This window comes from Pandoraea iniqua, assembly GCF_902459685.1.
Lineage (GTDB): Bacteria > Pseudomonadota > Gammaproteobacteria > Burkholderiales > Burkholderiaceae > Pandoraea > Pandoraea iniqua.
In genome coordinates this window covers 526323-548890 of sequence record NZ_CABPSF010000001.1, presented here as the reverse complement: position 1 = coordinate 548890, position 22568 = coordinate 526323, and the positions used below count along the sequence as shown (strand labels likewise).

19 protein-coding genes, 1 pseudogene and 1 riboswitch are annotated in these 22568 nt (G+C 62.9%); of the genes and pseudogenes, 8 read left to right on the top strand and 12 right to left on the bottom strand.

Annotated elements, in window-relative coordinates:
• Positions 1-65: 65 nt before the first annotated feature.
• The 5 genes from PIN31009_RS28445 to PIN31009_RS02315 form a co-directional block, all read right to left on the bottom strand.
• Positions 66-236, bottom strand: coding sequence for a DUF6726 family protein (locus tag PIN31009_RS28445; protein WP_322788735.1), 171 nt, complete (start codon positions 234-236; stop codon positions 66-68).
• A gap of 233 nt (positions 237-469) precedes the next feature.
• Positions 470-751 (bottom strand): DUF1653 domain-containing protein, encoded by a 282-nt coding sequence (locus tag PIN31009_RS02330; RefSeq protein WP_150789173.1) that lies wholly within the window; start codon positions 749-751, stop codon positions 470-472.
• A 32-nt stretch (positions 752-783) separates the two neighbouring features.
• Complete coding sequence (locus PIN31009_RS02325) at positions 784-1575, bottom strand: bestrophin-like domain (RefSeq protein ID WP_174996899.1); 792 nt, start codon at positions 1573-1575, stop codon at positions 784-786.
• Positions 1576-1731: 156 nt separating this feature from the next.
• On the bottom strand, positions 1732-2208 hold the full coding sequence (locus tag PIN31009_RS02320; protein WP_150682838.1) for a GNAT family N-acetyltransferase: 477 nt from the start codon (positions 2206-2208) through the stop codon (positions 1732-1734).
• Positions 2195-4315, bottom strand: coding sequence for an ATP-dependent helicase (locus PIN31009_RS02315; RefSeq protein ID WP_150789171.1), 2121 nt, complete (start codon positions 4313-4315; stop codon positions 2195-2197). The genes PIN31009_RS02320 and PIN31009_RS02315 overlap by 14 nt, the downstream gene beginning before the upstream one ends.
• Positions 4316-4438: 123 nt before the next feature.
• Between PIN31009_RS02315 and PIN31009_RS02310 the strand changes: the two genes are divergently transcribed.
• Positions 4439-5446 carry a DUF72 domain-containing protein gene (locus PIN31009_RS02310; RefSeq protein ID WP_150789170.1) on the top strand — a complete coding sequence of 336 codons (1008 nt, stop codon included), beginning with the start codon at positions 4439-4441 and terminating at the stop codon, positions 5444-5446.
• Here the strand turns inward: PIN31009_RS02310 and PIN31009_RS02305 are convergent.
• Complete coding sequence (locus PIN31009_RS02305; protein ID WP_150789169.1) at positions 5432-6769, bottom strand: voltage-gated chloride channel family protein; 1338 nt, start codon at positions 6767-6769, stop codon at positions 5432-5434. The two genes, PIN31009_RS02310 and PIN31009_RS02305, sit on opposite strands and share 15 nt — an antisense overlap.
• A 146-nt stretch (positions 6770-6915) precedes the next feature.
• Positions 6916-6994: riboswitch (Fluoride riboswitch) on the bottom strand.
• A gap of 166 nt (positions 6995-7160) precedes the next feature.
• Between PIN31009_RS02305 and PIN31009_RS02300 the strand changes: the two genes are divergently transcribed.
• Both PIN31009_RS02300 and PIN31009_RS02295 read left to right on the top strand, forming a co-directional pair.
• Positions 7161-7718, top strand: coding sequence for a PDDEXK family nuclease (locus tag PIN31009_RS02300; RefSeq protein WP_150789168.1), 558 nt, complete (start codon positions 7161-7163; stop codon positions 7716-7718).
• 14 nt (positions 7719-7732) lie between these two features.
• Positions 7733-8281 carry a hypothetical protein gene (locus PIN31009_RS02295; protein ID WP_150789167.1) on the top strand — a complete coding sequence of 183 codons (549 nt, stop codon included), beginning with the start codon at positions 7733-7735 and terminating at the stop codon, positions 8279-8281.
• Between the two features lie 95 nt (positions 8282-8376).
• Here PIN31009_RS02295 and PIN31009_RS02290 read toward each other — a convergent pair whose 3' ends face one another.
• Together PIN31009_RS02290 and PIN31009_RS02285 are read right to left on the bottom strand one after the other, a co-directional pair.
• Complete coding sequence (locus PIN31009_RS02290) at positions 8377-9846, bottom strand: catalase (protein ID WP_150789166.1); 1470 nt, start codon at positions 9844-9846, stop codon at positions 8377-8379.
• A gap of 186 nt (positions 9847-10032) precedes the next feature.
• Positions 10033-10809, bottom strand: coding sequence for an SDR family NAD(P)-dependent oxidoreductase (locus PIN31009_RS02285; protein ID WP_150789165.1), 777 nt, complete (start codon positions 10807-10809; stop codon positions 10033-10035).
• Positions 10810-10981: 172 nt separating this feature from the next.
• On the opposite strand from PIN31009_RS02285, the gene gcvA reads away from it, so the two are divergent.
• Complete coding sequence (gene gcvA, locus PIN31009_RS02280) at positions 10982-11896, top strand: transcriptional regulator GcvA (RefSeq protein WP_087721714.1); 915 nt, start codon at positions 10982-10984, stop codon at positions 11894-11896.
• A 92-nt stretch (positions 11897-11988) separates the two neighbouring features.
• Here gcvA and PIN31009_RS02275 read toward each other — a convergent pair.
• The 3 genes and pseudogenes from PIN31009_RS02275 to PIN31009_RS02265 all read right to left on the bottom strand — a co-directional run.
• Positions 11989-13146, bottom strand: a pseudogene (locus PIN31009_RS02275) (cysteine desulfurase family protein); the annotation flags it as partial.
• 130 nt (positions 13147-13276) lie between these two features.
• Positions 13277-14689 carry a sensor histidine kinase gene (locus tag PIN31009_RS02270; RefSeq protein ID WP_150789163.1) on the bottom strand — a complete coding sequence of 471 codons (1413 nt, stop codon included), beginning with the start codon at positions 14687-14689 and terminating at the stop codon, positions 13277-13279.
• A gap of 54 nt (positions 14690-14743) precedes the next feature.
• Complete coding sequence (locus PIN31009_RS02265; RefSeq protein ID WP_150789162.1) at positions 14744-15448, bottom strand: response regulator; 705 nt, start codon at positions 15446-15448, stop codon at positions 14744-14746.
• A 154-nt stretch (positions 15449-15602) separates the two neighbouring features.
• Between PIN31009_RS02265 and PIN31009_RS02260 the strand changes: the two genes are divergently transcribed.
• The 4 genes from PIN31009_RS02260 (at position 15603) to PIN31009_RS02245 (ending at position 20885) form a co-directional block, all read left to right on the top strand.
• The gene (locus tag PIN31009_RS02260; RefSeq protein WP_150789161.1) at positions 15603-16706 is read left to right on the top strand and encodes an ABC transporter substrate-binding protein; all 1104 of its coding nucleotides are present in this window, start codon (positions 15603-15605) and stop codon (positions 16704-16706) included.
• A 169-nt stretch (positions 16707-16875) separates the two neighbouring features.
• Positions 16876-18639 (top strand): ABC transporter permease, encoded by a 1764-nt coding sequence (locus PIN31009_RS02255; protein ID WP_150682826.1) that lies wholly within the window; start codon positions 16876-16878, stop codon positions 18637-18639.
• A complete protein-coding gene (locus PIN31009_RS02250) occupies positions 18632-19702 on the top strand; it encodes an ABC transporter ATP-binding protein (RefSeq protein ID WP_150789160.1) in 1071 nt (356 codons plus the stop codon). Before PIN31009_RS02255 ends, PIN31009_RS02250 begins: the two co-directional genes overlap by 8 nt.
• 97 nt (positions 19703-19799) lie before the next feature.
• Positions 19800-20885 carry a porin gene (locus PIN31009_RS02245; protein WP_058376929.1) on the top strand — a complete coding sequence of 362 codons (1086 nt, stop codon included), beginning with the start codon at positions 19800-19802 and terminating at the stop codon, positions 20883-20885.
• A gap of 98 nt (positions 20886-20983) precedes the next feature.
• On the opposite strand, the gene PIN31009_RS02240 is transcribed toward PIN31009_RS02245, so the two are convergent.
• Entirely contained in the window at positions 20984-22510 is a 1527-nt protein-coding gene (locus tag PIN31009_RS02240; RefSeq protein WP_174996983.1) for an ABC transporter substrate-binding protein, read from the bottom strand.
• Positions 22511-22568: the final 58 nt, after the last annotated feature.

Here is a 22568-nt window from a genome sequence, read left to right as displayed (position 1 = left end):
TAAGCCCGCAACTCGCGGGCTTTCTTTTTTTCTGCGCTCGAAAACTCTCTTAGTCGCTTAGTCGATTAGTCGATCACGGCGGCACAGGCGTCGGTCGGCGCCGCCAGCACACCTCCCACACCCGGCACGATCTTCAAGCCCGCCGAGGCCACGCGGCACGGGGCCGCGACCAGCCCGCATCCCGCCACCGAAGTCACGAACGGCAGCACGGCAAACAGCGCCCACCAGCGACGCAGATTGCGCGGTGCGGGCGTTGATACCGCACGTGCATCGTCCGCTGACGGCGCTGCGGAAGGCCGGGACGGCTGCAGCGAACGGCGCGAATCATCCGCCTTTGGCTGAGCCGGTTGGGCAGGCGGGCGGGACATCGAAGCTACGGTGTTCATAGGCGTGAAGCATCCAGAAAGAAGGCTCGGGGGGCCGGATAGCGTGATAGCGCGGGTAGCGCGAATAGCGTGAAAATCGCCGGTTACTCGGCAGGTGACGTGTGCCCGACATACGTGAAGCGTGCCACCGGGCCGTCGTCCATCGTCACAGGCTCGTTCCAGACGCGCAACAAGCGAGTGCTCATCGGCAGGCCTTCGCGCGGATAAAGGCGGGTGTAGACCACCACCGGCTCATCGGTCTCGTCGGCGCGGGCAATGCCGAGCGCGAGGTAGTAGTTGCCTTTGTAGTGGCGGTAGACGCCCGGGCGGAATGCCTCGATCTCAGGCGTGGATTCGGCGGAAGGTGCCGGTGAATTAGGAAACATCGTCTTCAACTCCTGCAAACTACAAACGGCTGTCACTTGGGAATGACGATGCCGACCGATTTCGCCAGCGGCGCCGGCGAGATCCCGGACACGCCACGAAATGGCTCGTCCAGATTAATGATCAGTGCGACCACCATCCCGATCGCGCCCATGTGCAGCGCAATGATGAAATTGCTCTTCCACGACCCCGGATACCGGCCGTTCATCGCCATGGCCGCGACCAGAAACAACGTAATCACCCACCAGAACACCGAGGGCACCGTCTTCGTGGAGTTCTCGAAGCGGCCCTGCCGCGCTTCCTCCAGACGGTCGAGCAGTATGCGTATCGAGCTGGCGCTTTCGTCGTGCTCCTTCAGCACCCGTCGGGTCGCACCGACGAAAGCCGACAACGCGTCTTCCGTGCGGGGCGAGAGATCCGGGTCGGCGGTACTCAGCGTCTTCCACTCGTCGTTGACGGCGGACGTCACATAGTTGCGCAGCAACACCCGCGCGGCTTGCGCATCGGCGTCGCCAACGGCCTTCAACTCGCGGTCGAGACGCCGCACCACCGACGCTTCGTGCAGCGCCTGATCGTCGGCATGTCCGAGATTCGCGCGCACGTCGGTAAGCACGTGGGCCAGCACAAAAACAATGAAGGCGAGCAGGCTGCCGTGCACCACGTCGGCCACGGTGCCGCGCACTTCGGAGGGGTCGGCCAACCGGTCGAACAACCAGACGCGCGCAAGCCACGCCACGGCCACGGCCGTGAGGGCTGTCACGATCGCCAACGACACGAGCAACAAGCCCGTCGGCATCAGCGTCATTTGGTCAACCAGCCATTGCATCCGTCCCTCTCCCCTGACAATGTTATTGGGGCGAACAGGCATCCCGCATCAGGGTACCCGCCGCCGATGCGGCGACTATACCTGATGCGCCGAGGACGGCAACCTTGCGAAAATTTCCGCGCATGTCGGCGGAAAGGAAAAAGAAGATGGCAGCGCTCAGAGCGCTTTCGTCAGCAGTACCGTGGTGAAACCGCTATCCCATTCCTCGTCGGGATACGTCGCGACCTCGGCATAACCGTGCTTGCCGTAAAACGCGCGGCTCTGCGTGTTGAACGTATCCGTTTCGAGCCGCGCCAGTGTCTGCCCGCTCGCACGCATCTGCGCTTCGGCATGGACGAGCAGCTTTGCCCCGACACCCAATCGCTGCCGGGCCGGCGAGACGTGCAGCGCGTCGATGAAATCGCCCACCACGTGCACCATGCCCACCACGGCCCCATCAACGGTAGCGACCGTGAATTCCGGCCAATGCGTCTCCACATAAGCGCGGGTTCGCTCGCCCGAGCCGTGCGTCGCAGCGGCCTCGGGGCGCAGTTCCGGTGCCCATGTGGCGAGATAGGTTTCCATCAGCAGCGCGGTCACCGCATCGATATCCGCCGCACTGGCCGTGCGCAGTGTCACTTCAGGACCAGGCATTACGAAGCCTCCGTGCTACGTCGATATGCACCGTCACATCGCCCACCGGACCGGCAGGCCCCTCACCTTCTCGCGGCTTGGGCAGCATCTCGAACAGCGGCAGCATCTTGTCGGAGACGAAGCGGCTGCGTGTGCCGTACACGTGACGGTCGCCCAGACCGGTTTGCTGATGCACGTAGAACCGTTGCGGCACCACCAGTTGCAGCGACGCCTTCGCGCGCGTCATGGCCACGTACAGCAAACGGCGTTCTTCCTCGATGTCCTCGTCGTCGCCGGTACTCATATCGGACGGGATACAACCATCGACCACGTTAAGCACGTAGACCGAGTTCCACTCCTGCCCCTTCGCGCTGTGAATCGTCGAGAGAATCAGATAGTCCTCATCGAGTAGCGGCGGGCCGGATTGGGCACTCGTCGCGTCGGGCGGATCGAGCGTCAGTTCGGTCAAAAACTGTTCGCGCGAACCGTAAGTCCCGGCAATGCGGGCGAGCTGTTCGAGATCGGCCTGACGCACTGCCGCGTCGTCGAAGCGCTGGGTGAGCAGCGGCGCGTACCAGCGCAAGGCGAGATCGACGTCGGCGGGCCACGCAAGGCGCGTGTCATTCAACGTTCTGAACACCTCCACGAAACCGCGCCAGTCATGCGCGGCGGCCGACGGCGGTTTGAAATCGGTCAGCACCTGCACCGGCGTCGCGGACTGCGCCATCGCATCGAGCAGGCGCGTGGCGCTCACGGGCCCGATACCGGGAATGAGCTGCGCCACACGAAAACCCGACAGCCGGCTCGCGGGGTTATGCGCCCAACGCAGAATCGAGAGCATGTCCTTAACGTGCGCTGCTTCGAGAAACTTCAAGCCGCCGAACTTCACGAACGGAATGTTGCGCCGTGTGAGTTCAAGCTCGAGCGCGGCGCTGTGACTGCCCGTGCGAAAAAGCACGGCCTGTTGTTTCAGCTTCGTGCCGGTCTCGCGCTGTTCCAGCACCTGATCGGCAACCCAGCGCGCCTGACCGGACTCATCGCTGACGTTGACCAACTGCGGCAATTGCGTCGACTGACGATCCGTCCAGAGCGCTTTGGCGTAACGCTCGGTCGATTCCGCAATCACGGCATTCGACGCATCGAGAATGGGCTGTGTCGACCGGTAATTGCGCTCCAGCGTGATCACGTGCGCCGGCTCGGCAAACTGCCCGGGGAAGTCGAGGATGTTGCGAATGGTGGCGGCACGAAACGCGTAGATCGACTGGGCATCGTCACCGACCACCGTAAGCCCCCGTCCGTCCGGCTTCATCGCGAGCAGAATCTGCGCCTGAAGGCGGTTGGTGTCCTGATACTCGTCGACCAGCACGTGATCGAAGCGCGCCCCGAGTTCGCGCGCCAGTTCGGGCGCCGTCATCATCTCGGCCCAGTACAGCAGCAGGTCGTCGTAGTCGAGCACGTGCTGCGACTGCTTGGCGTCGACGTACGCGCCGAACAACGTCTTCAACTGCGCTTCCCACTGCGCGCACCACGGAAAGTGTTTCGCCAGCACCTCGGCGAGCGGCGCCTGACTATTCACGGCCCGCGAGTAAATCGACAGGCAGGTGCCTTTCAGCGGAAAGCGGGACTGCGTGGCCGAGAAGCCCAGTTCATGCCGCGACAGGCCGAGCAGGTCTTCCGCATCGCTACGGTCATGAATAGTGAACGCTTCCGAGAGCCCGATACGCGTTGCGAAGTCGCGCAACAGCCGCGCGCCGATGGCGTGGAACGTGCCCGCCCATGGCAGCGACGGCGGTTGCGACGAGGCCAGCCCGAGCACCTTTTGCAGCACGGCACCGGCGCGGCGCTCCATCTCTCCCGCAGCGCGCCGGGAAAACGTCAGCAACAGGAGGCGATTGGGGTCGGCCCCGCGCGCGATCAGGTTGGCCACGCGATGGGCCAGCGTACTCGTCTTGCCGGAGCCTGCACCTGCGATGACCAGCAGCGGCCCGCCGGGCGTGCCGTCGTCGCCCACGCCGTAGTCGACGGCTTCGCGCTGGCGGTCGTTGAGTTCGGCCCACGGGTCGCGGGCGGCGGGCGGCGGCGCAGGGTTCGGCGCTGGAGTCGGCGCTGGAATCGGCTTATCTGACATGCAAGACAAGGGAGGCTGGAGGTTCGGCGAGTCGGTGAGCCGGGCGACGGGCGCACCGACTACTGTATATTTATACATTATAACGATCGCATCGACGCTCATCGAGTCACAGGGTTTCGAGTCATGACATTGCGTGTCGGCACATCGTCCTGGACCGACCGGACACTCATCGCCTGCGGGCGTTTTTACCCCCCGGGCGTCAACACGCCCGAAGCGCGGCTGCGCCACTACGCATCGCGTTTCGATCTGGTAGAAGTCGACAGCAGCTACTACCACCTGCCAGACGCAGGGATGGCGTGGCGCTGGACGCAACGCACCCCGCCGTCGTTCCGCTTTCACATCAAGGCCTTCCGGGCGTTCACCGGACACACCACACCCGTCAGCGCGTTGCCTGCGGATATTGCTGCCGCGCTGGGTTCGCCTCACGACCCGACGTTGGATTCTGCCGACGCTCCCACCGACGTCTCAGCCAATCTCCCTGCCGAGCTTCGCGACGAGCTTTGGCGACGTTATCTGGAAGCCATCGAGCCGCTGCGCCAGAGCGGGCAACTGACGGCGATCCATTTCCAGTTCTCGCCGCGCGTGAAGAACGACCGCGCCGGGCGCGCACTCGTGTTCGACACCGCCAGACGGCTCGACGGCGAGCGCCACGCGATCGAGTTTCGACATCGCAGTTGGTTCGACACACCCTCCCGCGAAGCCGCCACGCTGGCGATGCTGCGTGAGACGGGCGCCGCACACACCATCGTCGACAGCCCCACCGAATTCGAAAACACCGTGCCCGCCGTCTGGGCGACCACACGCGACGACCTTTGCGTCGTGCGTCTGCACGGGCGCAATGCGGCGGCGTGGAACCGGCGTGGCCTCACCGCGTCATCGGGCCGATTCGTCTATGAATACAGCGCGAGCGAATTGATCGACATTTCGGCACGCGTGGCGCGCATCGCCGCGAAGGCAGACGACACGCACGTGCTCTTCAACACCAATCACGAAGATCAGGGCATGCGCAATGCGGCGGCGTTCCAACGCACGATTGCGGGGCTGGCGCGAGGCGACATTGCACTGAACACCACCGATGCCGACGACGAATGGGACGCCCTCGATCCACACGGCACGTCACCGTGGCGGTGACTCGTCGTTGATCTGCGCGCGCGAGCGCTGCACCTCACGCCATGCGGGCAGATCGGCCAGACGCGCCCCTTCGGGCACAACGCCATGCTTGCCGTGTCCGAGGCGTTGCGATTTGTAGATGCCCGTATGTCCCGAGCAGAGATACGCCAGCACGCAGGCGATGGCGGCATACCCGCCGATTTGCGGACCGAAGATTTCGATGGCCATCAGCGTCGACGCAATCGGCGTATTCGCCGCGCCGGCAAACACGGCCACGAAGCCAACCCCGGCGAGCACCGCGGCGGGCAGCGTCAACACATGGGAGAGCGCGTTGCCCAGCGTCGCGCCGATATAGAACAGCGGCGTGACTTCGCCGCCCTTGAAGCCCGAGCCCAGCGTCACCACGGTAAATAGCGACTTGCCGAGAAAGTCGTACCACGGCAGCGTCGTGTGGAAGGCGTCAACGATAGTCGGAATGCCGAGGCCAAGATACTGCGGCGTGCCGAGTGCCGTCGCGGCGACGGCGACCAACACCCCGCCCACGACCGGACGCAGCGGTGCGTAGGCGATACGGCGTTTCATGAACGCCGACATGGCGTGCGTCGCCTGCGCGAAGCCCATCCCGACGAGACCGCAGGCCACGCCCGCGACGGCCGCGCTCATGGCCCCCGCCAACGACATCGACGCGCCGAACAGTTGCGGCGCAATGGCATACGCCGTGTGATGCACGCCCCACGCGCGCGTCACCGCGTCACCGACGAGCGCGGCGACGAGGCACGGCAGTAAGGCGTCGTAACGCAAGCGGCCAATCGCGAGCACTTCCAGCCCGAATACGGCCCCGGCAAGCGGAGTGCCGAACACCGAGGCGAAACCCGCCGCGATCCCCGACATCAACAACACGCGCCGCTGCTCGCCGGAGAGCCGGAAGACGTGCGTGAGTTGATCGGCCAGCGCACCGCCCATCTGCACGGCCGTGCCTTCACGGCCCGCCGAGCCGCCGAACAGATGCGTGATGACCGTACCGGCGAGCACCAGCGGCGCCATGCGCAGGGGCACGACGCGGCGAGGGTCGTGAATCTCGTCGATCAACAGGTTGTTACCGGCCTCCACGCTCGCGCCAAGCCGCAGGTAGATCCAGCCCACGGCAAAGCCCGCGATGGGCAGCAGCCAGAGCAGCCACGGATGCAGGAGACGCGTGTCGGTCACGAATTCGAGTGCGACGAGCAGCAGCGCGCTGGCGCTACCGGCCATCACGCCGACAAGCGCGGCCAAAGCACTCGCGCGTGCGGCACGCGGCAGCACATCGGCCAGCTCGCGCAAAGGGGAATGGTCAAACATCTTCATGGTTGTGCGCACAGGGCAACGCATCGGACGGGCCGATGCCATCGACGAATCGCCTGAACATTACCGGGGGAAGCAACGAGGAAACACGGAGGAATGAGACGCGAAGAACGTCCGCACGCATAGCCCGCAACCTCCCGGCACGCCAGGATCTTGCAGGCATCATCAGCCCCGAGGCGGGGCGGTTTGCGAAACGAACGCCGGAGGTATGCCATCTCCGTTGAAGCTGTCGCCATGCTATCAGGAAGCGAGGGCACTCACAATGCGTGACACTTTTGCCCCGTTTCATGGGCCGGAATGCCATAGCCCATCAGGACTTTCCGATATATCGACCCGTTACCGTTTTGCTTGCATAACCGCCTCTAGAATCGGCAACGGATCGACGGAGGTTGGCATGACCGCAGACACGCAATACATCGATCGGGTGAGTCGCTACGACTGGACCGACATCACGCAGCTATGGCATGCGGTGATGACGTGCGCCACCCCGGGCTGGGACCCGGGCAAGGCGCTGGAGTATTTGGTACTCAAAGGCTTCGAGTTGAGCGGCGCGGAGGTTCGGTGGCCGTATCGGGTGACCGTGTTGGGTGCAAAAAATGCGGAACAGATCGACGGACTGGTTTATCTGTCCGGCATCAACGCAATGATCGAGTGCAAAGATCTTTCAGATATCCGGAAGCGCAGAAAGCAACGGATCGAATTCACGCCGATTGCGAAACTACGCAGTCAGTTGGCACGGCGACCGTCTGATTTGATCGGCTGCATCTTCACGAGTGGCGATTACACGGATGCGGCGGTCACGATGGTCAATTTCACCAAACCGCAGACCATCCTGTGCTGGACAGGACAGGAAATCGAGGCATGCATTCAACGACAGGATTTCGCGCACCTGATGCGCACGAAATATGAGGAATGTCTCGAATACGGCAAGCACTACGATCAACCCAAGTAAAGAACGGATCTCACATGAAACGCTGTATCGTCTGCCCGTCGGAGAGTGGCTTCAAACTGCTGAAGGCGTGGCTTCCAACCGAAATTGCGGATTCCTCGCGATTCTTCGTCAGCACGGGTGTGTGGCGAACCGTACCGATCGCACAAGGGGCAGTATTCCACGAGAAAGCACCCACGCTATTGATACAGAACGCCTACACGGTGGATGACACGTGGGTCATGGATCAACAGGGAAGTGCCGAATCCATGCTGTCGTTGGCGGGATCGCCAAGTCGGTATGAAGTCCGTATGGCAGCGCCAACGCTTGAAGTGATGCTCTTCGAGACGGCGGAAATGATGGATGCTGTCTTCGGCGAGAAAGTGACCGACGTACTGCGCTTGTTGGGCTACTACGACCCCCAGCGGGCGATTCGTGAGGCGGGTACGACGGTGGACGAGATCATCGAGCGTATGAGTCCTACCACCATCGATTTGCTCCGTGCCACACCTACGGCGCAGAACATACTCGATGGCATCACCACGCTCGACGCAAAATACGCTGCCTGGGAGTACGCAGAACTATAACGGCGGGGACGATGCCACGCATCGCCACCCGCCGCTATCGCCCCGGGGTTGCCGGGGCGCTTACCTTTGGCTGAAGCTTGCGCTTAAGACTTCGACTACTTCTTCGCGCTCTTCACCGCTTTCTCGATACGCGCGCCCACGTCGGCGTCGATCTGCTTCCAGTAATCGAACGCGCGTTCCAGCACCGGGCTTCGCACGCCCGCGAGCAACGCGCCCGACACTGTCTCGACGAGACGTGCCCGTGCGGCGTCGTCAAACACGTTGCGCACCAGATTTCCCGGTTGCGAGAAATCGTCGTCTTCCTTGTGCAGCGTGTAGGCGTTGCGCACCATGTCGCCGTCCGATTCCCAGCCGTCTTCCGCCGCACCGGTCTGATCGGCATACGGACGTCCGCCGCTGTTCGGCACGTACGTCGGCGCATTGCCGCTATGTTCGAACGCCATATGGCCGTCGAACATATATGACTGCACCGGTACCTTCGGGCGGTTGACCGGCAGTTGGTGGAAGTTCGTGCCGATACGATTGCGCTGTGCGTCGTTGTATGCGAACGCACGGCCCAGCAGCATTTTGTCCGGCGACAAACCGATGCCCGGCACCGTATTCCCCGGCGAGAAGGCCGCTTGTTCGATCTGCGCGAAGAAATTCTCCGGATTGCGGTTGAGCGTCATCTTGCCCACCTTGATCAACGGATAGTCCTTGTGCGACCACGTCTTCGTGAGATCGAACGGGTTGAAGCGGTACTGCTTGGCGTCTGCATACGGCATGACCTGCACCGACATGATCCAGCTCGGGTTTTCACCGCGGGCAATCGCGTCGAACAGATCGCGGCGGTGGAAATCGGCGTCCTGCCCCGACATCGTCGCCGCTTCGGCGTTGCTGAAGAATTCCATCCCCTGCTCGGTATGGAAGTGATACTTCACCCAGAATTTCTCGCCGCTGGCATTGACCCACATGTAGGTATGCGAACCATAGCCGTTCATGTTCCGCCAGGTACGTGGCAGACCACGATCGCCCATCAGATACGTGACCTGATGCGCCGACTCCGGATTGTTGGTCCAGAAGTCCCATTGCATGTGGTTATCGCGCAGGCCTGAATCCGGCAAACGCTTCTGGCTCCGGATGAAGTGCGGAAACTTCATCGGATCGCGAACAAAGAAGATCGGGGTGTTGTTACCGACGAGATCGTAGTTGCCTTCGTCGGTATAGAACTTGAGGGAGAAGCCACGCACGTCGCGCCACGTATCCGGGCTGCCGGATTCGCCGGCGACGGTGGAAAAACGCGCAAGCATCTCGGTTTTCGCGCCTTTCTTGAACAGCGACGCCTTCGTGTAACGACTCACATCCTCGGAGGTTTCGAAGACACCGAAGGCACCGGCGCCTTTGGCGTGAGGCTGGCGCTCAGGCACCTTCTCACGGTTGAAATGCGCCATCTGTTCGATGAAGTGAACGTCATGAAGCAACAGCGGACCGTCCGGCCCGACCGACAGCGTATTGCGATCGCTCGCCGCCGGGGCGCCTGCACCGGTAGTGGATCCGGTGTCGTGACGTTCTTTCTCTTTGCTCATACATACCTCCAGACATCAAGGTGGGTGGGGAGAGGGAGAGAATAGATTTGCAAGTGGTTCAAAGCATAATACAGGACGGTGACTTTGACCCATCAAGGCGACGCGCGTTGAATATTCGTCAACTTGCGACAGATCAATTCGCCGACGCTCCCCTCTCACTACCGATTGAAAATCGCGCGTGCGATATCAAGCCTGACGCCCGGCCATTACCCCGCCGTCGACCGGCAGCACCGTGCCTGTGATCCACGACGCGGCGTCCGATGCAAGAAACAGAATTGCCTCGGCCACATCGCGCGGCTGACCGTTACGGCCAAGCGGGTGGAACGCGTTGAACGCGGGCAGTGTGGCTTTGACTTCGTCATCGCTCATGAACGTGTTGTAGACCGGTGTCTCGACCACGGCCGGTGCCACCGTATTGATGCGAATGTTGAGCGGCGCGAGCTCGATGGCGAGATTGCGCGTGAGGGCATGCACACCGGCGTTCGCGGCTGAGTACGCCGATGAAGGCGTGGCCCCGATGGCTTGCAACGCCCACAGCGAGCCGGTCTGCACGATGGCACCGCCGCCGCGTTGCATCATTGCCTTGGCGGCAGCCTGCGCCATGAAGAACTTGCCCTTGAGGATGATGTCGACAAAGCCGTCGTATTCCTCCTCGTTCAGTTCCAAAAACGCCTTGGGACGGAAAACGCCCGCGTTGTTCACAAGCACGTCGACGCCCCCGAAGGCCGACGTCGCCACCTCGACCAGCGCCGACGCCGTCGTCGGTCGAGCGATGTCGCCCGCCAGATAACGCACATTGACGCCCGTCGGGTCGATTTGTGCGGCCGCCGCCACGAGCTTGGCCGCGTCACGACCACCGATCACCACGCGGGCGCCCTCGGCGACCAGCCGCGTTGCCACTTCCTTGCCGATGCCGGATCCGCCACCCGTAATGATGGCAACCTTGGAAGAAAAACTTTTCATTTTGCTGACTCCTGAAGACTTGTCCGTGACTCGATAGATAACGCCGGATGTCGCTACGACATGCACCTTTAACGCGCACCACTTTCGTTGTTCGATATCCACATTGTTGGCGTCCGACGGGGTCTTCACAAATCAGTTATTCTGCGTCGCATTGAAAGAAAATCTTTCCATCATGAAAGCACCGGTGTTCCTCAATGCGCTACGGGCGTTCGAAGCCAGCGCGCGGCATCAGAGCTTTTCTGCCGCCGCTGCCGAGTTGAACGTGACGCCCGCGGCCGTCGGCCAGATGGTGCGCAGTCTCGAAGCATGGCTGGGCGTACCGCTCTTCGAGCGCAGCAGCACCGGGCGGGCGCGTCTCGTGCCGACACAGGCCGCGCAGCGGGCATTGCCCGACATTCGCGACGGCTTCGATCGTCTCAACTTGGGGTTTGCCAAACTACGAGAAGGGTCTGCCGTCGGCGTGCTCACGGTGACGGTCAGTCCCGCGTTCGCCGCGAAATGGCTGCTGCCGCGCATCGACGACTTCCAGAGCGCGTGGCCGGACACCGACGTGCGGCTCGACACCAGCCTCAAATTGGCAGACTTCGTCGCGCAAGGCATCGATATCGGCGTGCGTTACGGTCAGGGGCACTGGCCGGGGCTGAAGGCCGAGAAATTGATGGATGAACAGGTCTTTCCTGTCTGTGCCCCCTCACTGCTGCGCGAACATCCGTCGTTGCAGCATCCAGAGGATCTGCGGGGCATGACGTTGATTCACGACCTGTCGGTGGACACTGCGGCGGGCTTCGTCACATGGCCGTCTTGGCTGGCACACGCTGGCGTATCCGATGTCACTACCCGCGCCGGTCTGAAGGTCAACAACTCGGCGGCCGTGTTGCAGGCGGCCATCGATGGCCACGGCATCGCCCTTGCCCGCAGCGTGCTCGTGCGTGACGATCTCGCCGCGCAGCGACTCGTGCGGCTCTTCCCCGAGGTGGATTGCGCGTCGACGCTCGCGTACTACATCGTCTATCGCGCCGAGTGTGCGACGCTGCCACGGCTGGCAGCGTTTCGCGACTGGTTGAAGCAAGCCGCCAGCGATCAATGACGGGCCCCCAATAAAAAAGCGCCGTTCCTTAGAACGGCGCCTTGCTTTGCTCACGCTTCGCAGCAGCGCTGCGACTCACCTCATCCGCATCACGCAGCCAACGCTCGGCACTGACAAAGTGCGCGTTCAAAACAAGCGATCGCAAAGTCGACCGAGGCTTCGTCGGTGAAGCGCCCAAGGCTCACGCGCACCGTGCGGCCTGCGGCCTCGCTGTCCACGCCAATGGCGCTCAACACGTGCGACGGCTGGCCCGAGGCCGAATTGCAGGCCGATGTCGACGAGATCGCCAGATTAGTGTTCAGCATGAACGTGAAGAACCCCGGGTGATTCACCGTCAGGCTCAACGTATGCGGAATCCGGCGCGCAGTCGCTGCGTTGTGCGTCACGTTGCCCAATGCAAGCACGCTATCCAGCAAGCGGCGGCTGAGCTTGCCGATGCGCTCGTTATCCACCGTCATGCCCCGCATGGCCAGCTCGCACGCCGTGCCCATGCCGACGATCTGATGCGTCGCCAGCGTGCCCGAGCGCAGGCCGCGCTCATGGCCACCGCCGTGCATCTGCGGCGCGATACGCGCCATCACATCCTTGTTGACGTACAACGCGCCGATGCCCTTCGGCCCATAAACCTTGTGCGCCGACATCGACAGCATGTCGATGCCCATGGCCTTCACGTCGATCGGCGTCTTGCCCAGCGCCTGCGCTGCATCCACATGCAGCAGCGCCCCGGCGTCGTGCACCACCTTCGAGATCGCCGCCACGTCGGTCAGCGTGCCGAGTTCGTTATTGACGAGCATCAGCGACACCAGCCCGGTGTCCGGCCGCAATGCGGCAGCCACCGTCTCCGCCGTGATTTCACCGGTGGCCGAAGGCGTCACATACGTGACAGGCGTGCCGTGCTTTTCCAGATAGGCCATCGTGTCGAGAATGGCCTTGTGTTCCATCACGCTCGTGATCAGATGCGGGCGCGCCTGCGCGAGTTCGGCATAGCCCTTGAGCGCAAGATTGTTCGATTCGGTCGCGCCGGAGGTCCAGACGATCTCCACCGTGTCGGCACCGATGAGCGCCGCCACCTGCGCGCGCGAGCGCTCCACGAGCCGGCGGGCGGTCGTGCCTGCCGAGTGCGAACTCGACGCCGGATTGCCGAACACGCCGTCGACGCCAAGGCAATCGGCCATCGCCGCAATCACGGCCGCATCGGCCGGCGTGGTGGCAGCGTAATCGAAGTAGTGAAGTTGTTCTTTTTCGCGCATGATCGGGTCCCTGCAAAAATGTGCATCGATCGTACGCGTCGAAAACGAGAAAAGGCTTGCAAAATCACTCGTTGATTTCGACGATCAAGCCAATTTATTCCTCAAAACAACCGAAATCGGGAAATTTTTACTATGCGGCGCCGGAGGACGCATCCGAGCCCGAAAATCGTACAGTGACGGCCAGTCCACCGCCCGGGGCGTCGGCCAGCGTGACTTCGGCGCGATGCATGCGGGCAATCTCCCGCACGATCGCCAGTCCGAGCCCGGAGCCGTCCACGGCCTGTCCGGTTGTTTCGCTGCGATAGAACCGCTGAAACACGGCGTCGTGCTCGTGCGCGGGGATGCCCGGTCCGTTATCGACCACCTGCAACACCGGCGCGCCGTGCTCGACCCCGACGCGCACGGTAATGACGGCGCCATCCCCCGCGTACCGAATCGCGTTGTCGATCAGATTGCCGCACATCTCGGCGAGCAATTCCCGCTGCCCCAATACGTCGACCGCCCCGTCGTGCTCAAACCCGAGATCGATGCTGCGTGAGCGCGCGACCGGCGACCAGTCCAGCGTCGTGTTGCGCGCCACCTCATCGAGTCGAAGCGGCACCTTCGCAGCAGGGGCACCGACGTCGGCTTCCAGCCGCGACAGCGACAGCAACTGCCGGACACTCTTCGCCGCCTGCTTCACCGCCAGATTGAGCCGCTCGACGCGCTCCCGTGCGCTCGCGCTCAACGTCTCGCGCAACGTCAGTTCCGACTCGGCCTGAATGATCGCCAGCGGCGTCTTCAACTGGTGCGCCGCATCGGCAAAGAAGCGCTGCCGCGATGCCTGCATGCGCCCGACGCGCCCCACATACTGATTGATCGACTCGACCAGCGGCTCGACCTCGGTCGGCAAGTCCACGTTATCGAGCGGCGTCGTGTCGTCTTCACTGCGCGCGGCCACCTTCGCCGACAGTCGATTGAGCGGACGCAAACCGCGCGTCACCCCGAGCCACACGATCGCCAGCGCCAGCACCACCAGCAGCACTTCCTGCTGCAACGCCCCGGTCAGAATCTGGCGGGCGAGTTCGTGACGCGACTCGGTGGTCTCGCCCACCACGATCCAGACGACACGCGTCTTGGCATTCGGCACATCGTGCACGGGCAGACGCAGTGCCCCCATACGCAGCGCCTCGCCGCGATAGGTCGCGTCGTAGAACACCGAGTGATAGGGCTCCGGCGTGACCACCGAAGGCGGCAACGGCAGATCGTGATACCCGGTCACAGCACGCTGACCGTCTTCGCGAATCACGTAATAGATCTTGCCGCCGCGATCCGATTCGAACATCTCCAGCGCGAGGTACGGCAAGTTCACCTGCACCTCGCCGTCGATCAACTGCGTGCCCTCGCGAATCGATTTGATCGAAAATTCCAGCGACCGGTCGAACGCGGAATTGGCGGCACTCATCGCACGCTGATACGTGAGCCAAGTATCGAGCGCAAGCAGTCCGAGCAGTGGGAACAGCAGCCAGAGCGCCAGTTGGCGGCGAAGATTCGGTTGCGGCATCAGGCAGAGGGGCTCAAGGGGGCGCGATGGTGAACTCGATAGTGAACGCGACGACTACGCCGAGGGTGTCGTGACGGCAGTGGTTGCAGTGTCGGGTTTCGCTTCCAGCAGATAACCGAGTCCGCGCAGCGTGACGATGGCGACACCGCTGCCTTCAAGCTTCTTGCGCAGGCGGTAGACGTAGATTTCGATGGCGTCCGGATTCACCGACTCGTCGATACCGAAGAGTTTCTCCGACAGCGCCTCTTTATTAATCGCCCGGCCACCGCGCAAAATCAGCACTTCGAGCACGGCGCGCTCGCGTTTGGTCAGCGCCAGCAATTCGCCATCAAGCCGAAAACTGCGCTCCACCCCATCGAACAAGAGCGGCCCACAAGTCACATCGGCGCTCTCATGGCGCTGCGACCGGCGAATCAATGCGCGCGCACGGGCCTCCAGTTCATCGAGTTCGAACGGCTTCGACAGATAATCGTCGGCCCCGAGATTGAGCCCCTTCACGCGGTCTTCAAGCGAGCCGTGGGCGGTGAGAATCAGCACCGGCACCATGTTGCGCCGCTGGCGCAGCCGACGCAGCAGCTCGAGGCCGTCGAGGCGCGGCAGGCCCAGATCGAGGATGACGAGCGAATACTCCTGCGTGCGCAGCACGTGATCGGCGGCTTCGCCATCGTGCATGCAATCGACGGCGAAATGCGCCTGCGTGAGGGCTTCGGCAAGGGATTTGGCCAGACTCGGATTGTCTTCGACAAGCAGGATGCGCATGAAAAGGGACCAGACCCTAGGGAAATCCATGACCCGAAAAACCGCTCATGGGCCGGATTCGACACGAAATCGAAAGCGAATTGAAAGTTCCGGCAAATTACCATGCGCCACGAGAAAACGACAAACCCCGTTCAAGGGGTCTCTGGAGGAAGACATGAAGCAAACGCAACTGCTTGGGCACTGCGTGGCCGCTGCCGCACTGTTCGCGACCGGCCTGTCCGCCGCTCACGCGCAGGTGCCCGCCGGCTACCCGGCGAACTATCAGGCCACCATCGACAGCGCAAAAAAAGAAGGCAAGCTGATCGTGTACTCGGTGACCGACACCGCCCTCGTGCGTCCGCTCATCAAGGACTTCGAGGCGCTCTACGGTGTGAAGGTCGAGTACAACGACATGAACAGCACCGAGCTGTACAACCGCTACATCAGTGAGTACGCCGCCAACAGCACCAGCGCCGACGTGCTCTGGAGCTCGGCCATGGACCTTCAGGTCAAGCTCGTGAACGACGGCACGATGGCGAGCTACGAGTCGCCCGAGTCCACGCACATCCCCCAATGGGCGCAGTACCAGAAGCAGGCTTACGGCACGACCTACGAACCACTCGCCATCGTCTACAACAAGCGTCTGCTGCCGGCCGACCAAGTGCCGCAAACGCGCGTCGAACTCATCAAGCTGTTGCAGTCGGACCCAGCCAAGTTCAAGGGCAAGGTCACGACCTACGACATCGAGAAGTCCGGCGTGGGCTTCAACTACCTCACGCAAGACGCGCGCGTGAACCCGGAAGTCACGTGGGAACTCGTGGGCGCGATGGGTGCCCTCAACCCGAAGCTGCAATCGAGCACGGGCGCGATGATGGAGCGCATTTCGTCGGGTGAGAACCTGATCGGCTACAACATTCTCGGCTCGTACGCGTTTGCCAAGGCGAAGAAGGACCCCTCGATCGGCTACGTCTACCCGCGCGATTACACGCAGGTGGTGAGCCGTCTGGTCACCATCTCGAAGAAGGCCAAGAACGTCAACGCCGCCAAGCTGTGGGTCGACTACCTGCTCTCGAAGCGCGGCCAGACGCTGCTCGCGAATCAAGCCAACCTGTTCTCGATCCGCGCCGACGTGGAAGGCGAGACCTCGATGGCCAACCTCACGCAGCAACTGGGCGCCGCGCTCAAGCCGATTCCGATCGGTGCGGGCCTGCTCGTCTACCTCGACCAATCCAAGCGCCTCGAATTCCTGAAGCGCTGGCAACAGTCGATCAAGCGCTAATCGGTCTGGCGCAGCCAGTCTTGCTGCGCCGCCGGTTCGCCTGATGCACACGATTCACCCGATGCACCCGATGCACCCGATGCACCTGTAATTCTGGCGGCCGCGCACGCGGCCCGCCTCTCCCCAAGCCATTCTCGATATGCGCCCTGCGTGGCGCAGGGAGACCTTCATGCTGTCGTCTACTACCGACACCCGCTCTGCGGTGCCGTCCGCACGCTCGCGCGCTGGCGTGCCTCATCTTGTTGCGTCGCCATGGCGTGCGCTCGCGGCGACCTCGCGCTGGATGGTCATCGCCGTGCTCACGATTGCCGTGTTGCTGCCGCTGTCTTTCATCGTCGTGCAGAGCCTGCTGTCAGCGCCGTTCTTCGATGCGAACCGCACGTTCGGTATCGACGGCTACCGCTTCATCTTCACCGACCCCGACTTCTGGTCGGCGGTGAAAAACTCTTTCATCATCGCGTTCGGGATGCTGTTCATCTCGATCCCGCTCGGCGGCATTCTCGCGTTCCTGATGGTGCGTACCGATCTGCCGGGCCGCCGCTGGCTCGAACCGCTGCTGCTCACACCCGTCTTCGTCTCGCCGATGGTGCTCGCGTTCGGCTACGTGGTCGCCGCCGGCCCCGTCGGCTTCTACTCGGTGTGGTTCCGCGAACTCACGGGCATGGATGCGCCGTGGTCGGTCTACTCGATCTTCGCGATCACCGTAATCGTTGGCCTCACGCACGTGCCGCACGTCTACCTCTACTCGTCGGCTGCGCTGCGCAACCTCGGCTCCGACGTGGAAGAAGCCGCCCGCGTCGCCGGTGCGCGCCCGTTCCGCGTTGCACTCGACGTCAGCCTGCCGATGACCATGCCTGCGCTGCTGTTCGCGGGCGTGCTGGTGTTCTTCCTCGGCTTCGAAGTCTTCGGTCTGCCGCTCGTGCTGGGCGACCCTGAAGGTCACTTGGTGCTGGCGACCTACTTGTACAAGCTCACCAACAAGCTCGGTGTGCCGTCGTATCACCTGATGGCAGCCGTGGCGATGTGCATCGTAGCGATCACCTTCCCGCTCGTGTTGTTGCAGCGTCACTTGCTCAAGCGCGCCAACAAGTACGTGACGGTCAAAGGCAAGGCTGGCCGTCAGACCGTGCTGCCGCTGGGTGTGTGGCGCTGGATTGCACTGGGCATCGTCGTGACGTGGCTGCTCGTGACGGTAATCGTGCCGATCTCGGGCATCGTGCTGCGCTCGTTCGTCACGCACTGGGGCGAAGGTGTCGCGCTGAAAGAAGTGCTCACGCTCTCGAACTTCGAAGAGCTGTTCGAGCAAGACAACCTCGTGCGCGCCATTCTCAACACGCTCGGCATCGGCGTGATCGGTGGCGCGATGGCCGTAGGTTTCTACTCGCTCGTCGCCTTCGCCGGACACCGTCGCAACGACTGGGCAGCCAAGCTGCTCGACTACATCGTGCTGCTGCCACGCGCCGTGCCGGGCCTGCTCGCGGGTCTGGCGTTCCTGTGGATCTTCCTGTTCGTGCCGGGCCTGAAGGAACTCAAAAACTCGATGTGGAGCATCTGGGTGGCCTACACGGTGGTGTGGCTCGCCTATGGCATGCGACTCATCCAGAGCGCGCTGTTGCAAGTCGGCCCCGAACTCGAAGAAGCGGGCCGCAGCGTGGGCGGCACGCGCAGCCGCGTGAGTCTCGACGTCACGCTGCCGCTGGTGCGTTTCGGCCTGCTCGCTGCATGGCTGCTCATTTTCATGATTTTCGAGCGCGAATACTCCACCGCCGTCTACCTGCTCTCGCCGGGTACGGAAGTGATCGGCTCGCTGCTCGTGTCGCTGTGGGCGACCGGCGCAGTCGATCAGGTAGCTGCGCTCTCTGTCATCAACATCGCGATGGTCGGCGCCGGTCTGGGCGTGGCGTTGCGCTTCGGAGTCAAATTGCATGGATAAGCTCGTCGTCGACAACCTCTTTCTGAGCTATGGCACCAACCCGATTCTCAAGGGTGTGTCGTTCGAACTCAAAGCCGGTGAAGTCGTGTGTCTGCTCGGCGCATCGGGCAGTGGCAAGACCACGCTCCTGCGTGCGGTAGCCGGTCTCGAACAACCGTCGGAAGGCCGCATCGCGCTGGACGATCAGGTCTTCTTCGACGGCGCGAAAAGCATCGATTGCCCCGTCGAACAGCGCTCACTCGGGCTGGTGTTCCAGTCGTATGCGCTGTGGCCGCACCGCACGGTGGCCGATAACGTCGGCTACGGGCTGAAGCTGCGCAAGGTCGGTGCTGCTGAGCGCCGCGAACGCGTACAGAGCGCACTCGATCAACTGGGTTTGGGCCATCTTGCCGAGCGCTTTCCGTTCCAGTTGTCCGGCGGCCAGCAACAACGCGTGGCCATCGCCCGCGCCCTCGTCTACAACCCGCCGGTCATTCTGCTCGACGAGCCGCTCTCTAACCTCGACGCCAAGCTGCGCGAAGAAGCACGGGCGTGGCTGCGTGAGTTGATCGTCTCGCTGGGGCTGTCGGCCCTGTGCGTGACGCACGACCAGACCGAAGCCATGGCGATGTCGGATCGCATTCTGCTGCTGCGCAACGGCCGCATCGAGCAGGAAGGCACCCCGGCAGAGCTCTATGGCTCGCCGCGCTCGCTCTACACGGCGGAATTCATGGGCAGCAACAACCGCATCGACGCGACCGTGAGCGCCGTCGATGGCGAATTCGTCACGCTGGCAGGCGACGGCTTTGCCTTGCAGGCCCGCGCCCGCGACACGCTCGCACCGGGTCAGGACGCACAAGCCGTGATTCGCCTTGAGCGCGTGCAGGTCGCCGACGGTCCGGGTCACAACCGCGTGGGCGCGCAACTCGTCACGTCGATGTATCTGGGCGACCGCTGGGAATACCTGTTCCATTGCGGCTCGCTGCGCTTCCGTGCGTTCGGTCACGTGCCGCGCGACCCCGGCCATCACTGGATCGAATTCCCGGCCAACGACTGCTGGGCGTTTGCGCAATCCAACGCGTAAGCCATCCCTACAAGACCGGAGACAGACGCCATCCCAAGCGACGCGCGGGCGCTCTCCCGCGCAATACCAAGAGAAACAGAAGAAAGAGGAGACAACAATGAAACGAAGCAGTATCGGTCTGGCCGCAACGACGGCACTGGGCGTGCTGGGCGCCGCACTGGCCAGCCAGGCTCACGCACAGTCGAACGTGACGATTTACGGGATCGTCGACGCCGGCGTGGAATATGTGAACCATGCGAGCGACAACGGCGGTGCAGCGCGCGCCGTGTCGGGCGGCAAGAACACGTCGCGCTTCGGCTTCAAGGGCTCCGAAGATCTGGGCAACGACCTCAAGGCCGTGTTCCAGTTGGAAAGCGGTATCAATCTGGTCAACGGCCAGTTTGATGACGGCCCCGGCGCGATCTTCGATCGCCGCGCCACGGTCGGCCTCTCGCAGAAGAAGTGGGGGCAAGTGACCATCGGCCGTACGTTCACGACCACGTACGACTACATGCTCCAGTTCGACCCGATGGGTTACGCACCGAACTACTCGTGGGCCACCAGCTCGACCGCCACGGGCGCCCGCAAGGACGGCCTGTTCTCGCGCTCGGCCAACGCCGTGCGCTACGACGGTGAATTCAACGGTCTGAAACTCGGTGCGATGTATGGCTTCGGCAACGTGCCGGGCAGCATGAAGACGAGCTCGAAGTACGACTTCGCCGTCGGCTACGAAAACGGTCCGTTCGCCGTGGTGGCGACGTACGACCGCCAGAACGGCGCCGGTACGAGCACGAGCCCTGCCGACACGACCGACTACATTCAGGGGATTCACGCGGGCGCGAGCTACAGCTTTGGCCCTGCGAAGGTAATGGCCGGGTATCGCAACTACAAGAAGACGTTCATCACGGCAGGTACGGCATCGCTGCGCAGCGATATGTACTGGCTGGGCGGCTCGTACGACTTCACGCCGGCCTTCACGCTGTATGGCGCGATCTACCATCAGGACATCAAGGATGCGGGCGATGCCGACCCGACGCTGATCTCGCTGCGCGCGCAATACGCGATGTCCAAGCGCACGTCGCTGTACCTGTCGGGTGGCTACGCGTTTGCGAAGCACGGCCAGAAGGTCAGCTTGTCGCGCGACCTCGTCGGTGCCGCCGACACGCAGGTCGGTGTGACCGCCGGCATTCAGCACCGCTTCTGATCTCGTTACGATGTAATCGCTGACGTTTTTCCTCAGGTGACGGCCTGACCATAGCGGGGGGTACCGCTAAACGCGCAAGTCAGGCCGTTACCGTTTTTTTATTTCGTGAGTCGCGTCTGCCACAGGCGCGGCTTGCCTTCCCAAGCGGCAAAACCTTCCACGCGGCGGCCGACGGCCCACGGTTCAACGCCATTGCTCAGCAAGATGAGCGGCACCTGATCGAGCATCATGGTGTGCAGTTGGTCGAACATGGCCTGCCGCTTCACAGGGTCGGCTTCTTCGCGGCTCTGATCGATCAACGCCAGCGCGCGCGGATCGTCCCAGACCTTCTGTGGCTGCTTCGTCTTGTCGCCCGAGAACTGCTCATAGCTCAGTGCCGGGTCGATGCGCGACGAATACGAGAACGAGCTGATCTGATACGCGCCGCTGTAATAGCGATCCAACTGCGTCGTCCACTCCAGCACCTCGATCACCGCATTGATCCCCACGGCCTGCATCATGGCCTGCGCGATAACGGCGATGGTGTAGCTCGGCACATTCACGCGCTTGTTGGCGAAGATCACGATCTTCTGGCCCTTGTAGCCCGCCTCTTTCAGCAGACGTTTGGCCAGTGCCGGGTCGTAGGTGTAGCTCTTCTTTTGCGTCGCGTCGTAGTACGACGACGTCGTCGGCACCGCCGATGAATTGGGGCCGCCGTGGCCTTCCGAAATGGCCTCGGCAATCTGCGGAATATCGAGCGACGCGGCAATCGCCTGACGCAGCTTCTGGTTGCCAACCACCGGATCGCGCGTCTGGATCAGCAGCGCGTTCTTCGACGCCAACTGGCCGACGATGATCTTGAGCCGCTTGTCGGCCTGAAGCTCCACCACGTCTGACGGTGCCACGCGTGCGACGGACAACGCGCCCGACTGCAGCCCGGCCTTGGCGCTCGCCGTATCCGGCACGATGGCGAACTTCACCGCGTCGACCAGCGGGGCTTTCGCACCCACGTAGCCATCGGGGCGCGTGCCCGGCGGCGACTTGTACCCGGCATACGCGTTCATCATCACGTACTCGCCGCGCTTCCACTCCGTCAGCTTGAACGGCCCCGTGCCGATGGGCTTGTCCCACGTGCCGTCGGGCTTCAGCGACGCCTTGTTGATCACCGCCGTCATGCCACAGTACGTGCGCGCCAGCGTATCGAGGAACAGGCTCGCCGGGCGGTTGAGTTGCATCACCACGGTGTACGGATCGGGCGCGCTGACCTTCGTCACCTTCAGGCCCTTGCGACCATCGAACTCATCCAGACAGGCCCAGCCCGTCTTGGGGTTCGTGTAGCGCTGCCAGCTCCAGAGCACATCGGCCGACGTGAGCGCTGCTCCGTTATGGAAATGGACGTCGCGCCGTAGCTTGAACGTGTAAGTCATGCCGTCTTTCGAAACGTCCACCGACTCGGCCAGCAGCGGGGCAACGGTGCCGTTCTCGCGATAACCGACCAGCCCTTCGACCACATGCAACACGACGGCGTCGGTCATGTCGTCGCGGTTCACGCCGGGGTCCGTCGAGCGGATATCGGCGGCAAGCGCTACGTTGAGCGTCTGCGCGAACGCTGCGCCCGGCAGGCACAGCGCACCGGCCACTGCCATCGCGCCCACGGCGCGCACCCCCGGAAGATTGCGAACGACCTGCCAGCCAGCCAACGAA